Annotated in this window: 1 protein-coding gene; it reads left to right on the top strand. The window is 61.4% G+C overall.

Features of this window, described 5'->3' with window-relative positions; translation table 11 throughout:
- On the top strand, nucleotides 1–6,118 hold a 6,118-nt coding region (locus tag N3J91_00640; protein MCX8154952.1), incomplete at both ends, for a lamin tail domain-containing protein.

The following is a 6,118-nucleotide window of genomic DNA, read 5'->3' as shown; positions in this document are numbered from 1 at the left end:
CAGGCGGCGTTGGTGGGGCCGAACGGGTATCAGGAGAACTTCAGCACGCAGCCTGGGGTGGGGGACTGGAGCACGTTGAGCATGAGTGGGAGTTCGACGTCCAGCGGGGTGAGCAATGATTTGGTGAGTGCGGCGCAGGCGTTGAGTGCGGCGCAGGTGAATACGGCGCTGGCGGCCGATGCGGGCAATCCGCCTGGGGCGACGGGCAATGCGGTGTGGTCGTCGAGCGGGGGTTATGTGCAGACGCGGCCGACGGGGAACAATGGGACGGCGTTGATGTTGACGTTGCAGAACAACAGCGGGTCGGCGGTGTCGCGGGTGAGTTTGACGTATGACTATGTGAAGACGACGGAGAGCGGGGAGCAGATACCTGGATTTTTGGTGATGTACAGTTTGAGCGGGCAGGCGGGGAGCTGGGTGGTGGTGCCGGAGTTGAGCCTGGTGGGGCCTGGGCGGCTGAGTGCGAGTTGGGGGGTGAACTGGCCGGTGGGGGGTACGCTGTATGTGTTGTGGGTGGATGACAATGCGGATGGGATAACGGACGAGGGGCAGCAGTTGGACAATGTGGTGGTGAGTGTGGTGTCGGCGGTGCAGGTGCCGGCGGCGGTGACGCGGTCGCCGACGAACGTGGTGGTGGGGGAGCTGGGGCGGCTGGAGCTGGTGGGAGGGGCCAGTGGGAATCCGGCGCCGGGGTATCAGTGGTATCGGGAGGGGGAGGCGGGGGTGGGGGCGACGGAGGCGGGGTGGGTGGTGGAGGGGGGGCCGTTGAGCTGGAATGGGTCGCGGGTGTGGTTTGTGGCGCAGAACGTGGTGAGCAACATGACGTATGCGGCGACGAGCGCGGTGGCGGTGGTGACGGTGCGGGCGGATACGAATGCGCCGGTGCTACTGGGCGCCTATGCCGAGGGATTGAACACGGTACAAGTGCTGTTTAACGAACCCATTTCTCCGGCCACGGCCACCAACGTGGCCAATTATGCCATCACCAGCAGCGTGGGCAGCCTCGTTATCTCCAATGTCATCGTCGGAAGCGCTAAAACCAACCTCCTGCTGACGGTGAGCCGCATGACGGAAAACGTGACCTACACCTTGCGGATCAACAATCTGCGGGATCGTTCCCAGGCGTCCAATCTCATGGCCTCCAACAGCACCGTCTCCTTTGTCGCGGTCAGCTTGAACCAGGCCCAGGTTGGCAACCCGGCCCTGCCCGGCAGTTACAGCACCGTCAGCGGAGGCTACAATGTGACGGCGGGCGGGAGTGACATCGGGGGGGCCAGCGATCAGTTCTTTTTCGTCTATCAACAACGCACCGGGGACTTTGACATGAGTGTGCGCATCGCCAACCTGAGTCCTTCCGACGCCTGGGCCAAGGCGGGTTTGATGGCGCGGGAAAACCTCAATGCCAATGCGGCCTTTGCCGCTTCCGTGTCCACCCCCGGCGCGGTGGGCGTTTTATTCCTGGCCCGCACCACGGCCGGGGGAACCGTGACCAGCAGTGGCGGCCAGCCGGTGAATCATCCTTACACCTATCTGCGCTTGAAACGCTTTGGCAGCGTGTTTACGGGCTTTGTCAGTTACGACGGCCAGAATTGGCTGCAGACCGGTACCGCCACCATCGGGATGCCTTCAACCATTTACTTTGGCCTCGCGGCCACGGCCCGCAGCACCAATTGGCAAACGCAGGTTGAGTTTCGGGATCTGGCGGCGGTGGTGAATCCGCAGACCGCCCAGCCGCGACTGACGCGGGAGCCTCCCGGTCCCTCCAGCCGCAAAACGCCCCTGGCCATTACCGAAATCATGTACAAACCCGGTGCCTGGGCGGGCACCAATGACCTGGAGTTTGTGGAGATTTACAATTCCAATCCTTATTTCGAGGACCTTTCCAACTGGCGGCTGGCGGGGGACATCAGTTTTCGGTTTCCCACCAATTTCCTAATCCGGGGCAATGAATACCTGGTAATCGCCAAAGACCCCGCCGCGGTGCGCCGTGTTTATGGCATTACCAATGTGCTGGGCCCCTACGAGGGACGGCTGGCAGAATCGGGACGGGTCCGCTTGCGCACAGAAATTGACGCCATTGTGCTGGAGGTCAATTACCGCAGTGAATACCCCTGGCCGGCGGGTGCGGATGGGACGGGGCATTCGCTGGTGCTGGCCCGGCCTTCCTACGGTGAAGACTGGGCGGAGGCTTGGGATATCAGCGCGCAGGTGGGCGGTTCCCCGGGGCGCATGGATGGTCTGCGGCAGACGGCTCGGCACAACGTGGTTATCAACGAATTTCTGGCCCATACCGACTGGCCGCAACTGGACTTTATCGAGCTATATAATCACAGCACCCAGCCGGTGGATCTTTCCGGCTGTGCCCTGAGCGATGATCCGGCCACCAATAAATATGTGTTCCCCGCAGGCACGCTCATCCCGGCCCGCGGTTTTCTGGTGTTGGACGAGGCCGCCTTGGGTTTTGCCCTGGATGCGGGCGGCGAAACCATCTATTTCCGCAATGCGGATGACAATGCGGTGCTGGATTGTGTGCGCTTCAAGGGACAGGCCAACGGCGTTTCCAGCGGCCGATACCCGGATGGGGCCACAGAATTTTACCCTTTGCAGGCGCTTACCCCCGGCACCAATAACAGCGCGATTCGCATTCATGATCTCGTGATCAACGAAATCATGTACAAGCCCTTGTCCGAGCTGGAGGACGATGAATATGTGGAGCTGCACAATCAGGGCGCGGTGCCTTATAACCTCTCTGGCTGGCGGCTGCGCGACGGCATCGCCTTCACTTTTCCCACCAATATCTGGCTGCCGGCGGGCGGTTACTTGGTGGTGGCCAAGAATCGTACCAACCTGCTGGCCAAATATCCCAACCTGGCGCCCGGCCTCGTGGTGGGCAACTACAGCGGCGCGCTGGCCAATCGGGGCGAGCGTCTGGCGCTGGCCATGCCCGATCAAATTCTGACCTTGAGCACCAACAACCTTGGGCAGGTGGTGACCAATCTGAAAACCATCTATATTGACGTAGATGAAGTTTCCTACCGGCGGGGCGGCCAGTGGGGCAAGTGGGCCAACGGCGGCGGCAGCAGCCTCGAATTAAAGGACCCGCGCGCCAATCACCGCCTGGCCGCCAACTGGGCGGACAGCGACGAAACCCAAAAGGCGCCCTGGTGCACGGTGGAGTTCACCGGCCCGATGGATCTGGGCGGGCAAACGGCTTCCCATTTTGAAGTCCTGGCGCTGGAGGCCGGCGAATTCCTGGTGGACAATGTGGCGGTCTTGAGCACCAGCGGACAGAACCTCATTGCCACCCCCGACACCCATTTTGAAACCGGCGGCCCCGGCTGGTTGATGCGTGGCAATCATGCGCGCAGCACAGTGGACACCAGCGGCGGGGAGGGCGGCGGCCGGTGTTTGCACGTCCGCGCCAGCGGCCGCGGCGATACCCTGGCCAATCGCTGTCTGGTCCCCCTGACGACGGTGCCCAGCAGCGGCACCTTCACCTTGCGGGCGCGGGTGCGTTGGCTGTGCGGCTGGCCGGAAATGTTGATTCGCCTGCATGGCAATTATATCGAGGCCACCCGGCGCCTTGAGATTCCCACCAACCTGGGCACGCCGGGCGAGCGCAACAGCCGTTACGAAACCAATGCCGCCCCGGCCATTTACGAGGTGGCGTACGCGCCCATTCTGCCCGCGGCCAATGAGGCGGTGGTGGTAACCGCCCGTTTGCATGATCCCGATGGCATCACCAATGTGGTGTTGCGCTACCGATTGGATACCGCCGGCTCTTATACTACCGTCGTCATGGTTGACAACGGCACCGGCGGCGATGCCGTGGCGGGCGATGGCCTGTATTCCGCCACCATCCCCGGCCAGGCCTCGGGTGCGCTGGTGGCCTATCAAATCTCGGCCAACGATTTGCGCGGTCGCAATGCCGTCTTCCCTGCCGGCTCGGGCATCAACACCCGCGAGCATCTGGTGCGGTTTGGCGAGGTGCAGCCGGTCTCCAGTTTTGGCACCTACCGCATGTATTTCACGCAAAACGCCGTTAATTCCTGGATCAACCGACCCGTCTTAAGCAATGAACCGGTGTTGGGCACCATGGTGTACGGCAACTTCCGCGTCATTCATCACATTGGCGCGCGCTACGCCGGCAGTCCCTATCATCAAGGCTTCAACAGTCCGGTGGGCAACAACTGCCATTATTCCGTTGAACTGCCCGAGGACGATTTGATGCTGGGCACGGAGAACTTCAACAAGATTCACGGCCCGGGCAATGGCTCCTTTGACGATCCCACCCTCCAGCGCGAGCAGGTGGCCTACGCAGTGGCCCGCTACGTCGGCCTGCCCTGGCTTTACCGCCGATACGTGGCGGTGTTCGTCAACGGCGTGCGCCGCGGCACCTTCATGGAAGACATGCAGACGCCCAATGGCGATGTTATTGAGCAGTATTGGCCGGACGATGCGGATGGCCAGCTTTACAAGCTGCAGCCCTGGTTTGAACAAAATGATGTGGCCACCGGCGAATCCTCTCCCGTGAACAATCAGTCCTGGTGCACGCTGAACGTCTATCTGAGTGAGGGACGGCACAAACTGGCCCGGTATCGCCATAATTATTTGACGCGCGCCGCCAAAGGCACCGCCAATGACTACACCAACGTCTTCCAATTGGTGGAGGCGGCCTCCCAGAGCGGCGCGGCGTTTGTCTCCGCCATCGAGCCGCTGGTGGACACCGAGCAGTGGCTCAAGACCTTCGCCGTGGAGCATGCCGTGGGCAACTGGGACAGCTTTGGCAATCGCAATGCCCAAAACATGTATGGATACAAGGGCGACTTCAACAAGTGGCGGCTTATCATTTTTGACCTGAACATTGTGCTGAACAACCCCAACGATGGCGGTACGCAATCGGATGCCCCCGGCTCCGCGTTGTTCCAGTACAACACGGCCGACGCCAACATGCCCAAGTTCTATAACACCCCCATTTATCGCCGGGCTTACTGGCGCGCCTTCAAGCAAATTTGTAATGGGCCTTTCAATAATCCGCGCCTGAACGATTTCATGGATGCCCGTTACGAGGCCTTCATGCTTAATGGGCAGACCAGCGTGCGCGCGCCGGCCGCCGTCAAGACGTTTATCAGCACGGCGCGCTCCAGCATTCTCACCCAGCTCGCCGCCGAGGATGCCTCCAATTTCAATCTGCTGGCGTTGCCATCCAGCCAGAGCACCAATTTGCTCGTGATCCGGGGGCAGGCCCCCGTGGAGGTGGTGTCCATCACCATCAATGGCAAGGCGTATCCGGTGACCTGGACCTCGGTGAAGGACTGGTCCGTCAACTACGTGTTGAATGCCGGCAACAATGCTCTGCTGATCGAGGGCCGCGACCTCCAGGGCAATCCCATCCCGGGCATGGAAATCTCGCGCAATGTGACCTTTACCGGTCAACAGCCGGACCCGCGGATGACCGTCATGTTTAGCGAGATCATGTACCAGCCGCTCGCAACGAATGCGGAATATGTGGAGATTTTCAACGCCTCCCCCGACTGCACCTATGATTTGACCGGCTGGCGCATCAACGGTCTGGGTTATCAATTCCCCCTGGGGGCGTTGTTGTTGCCGCAACAGCGCATCATTCTGGCCAAGGATCGCAATGCCTTTGCCGCCGCTTATGGCTCGGCGGTCACCGTGTTTGACGTGTTTCCTGGCAGCCTGCAAACGGACGGGGAAACTCTCACGATCTTCCGGCCCGGCACCAACGGGACGGAGGTGGTGGTGGATCGGGTGCGTTATGAACCGGGGGCGCCATGGCCAGCGTTGGCGGCGGGCGGGGGAGCCGCCTTGCAGTTGGTGGACGGGCGGCGGGATCATAGCCGGCCGCTGAACTGGGCGGATGGGTCGGGGTGGAAATTCAAGGCCTTCACGATGACCAACGTGAACACGCTGGTCTTCACGAATCTGTACTGGCGGTTGAACGAGGCGGGGGTGCTGTATTTGGACGACATCCGGATTGAGGAGGGCTGGGTGGTAGGTGGGGGGACCAATTATGTGGTGAACGGGGGATTTGAGGCGCCGCTGGCGGGGACATGGAATTTGGGGACGGCGGTGCAGGGTTCGACGCGGGTGAGCG

It is taken from the genome of Verrucomicrobiia bacterium, assembly GCA_026414565.1.
GTDB lineage: Bacteria > Verrucomicrobiota > Verrucomicrobiia > Limisphaerales > Fontisphaeraceae > Fontisphaera.
The sequence above is the reverse complement of the archived record's forward strand: the minus strand, read 5'-3'. Positions and strand labels throughout refer to the sequence as shown.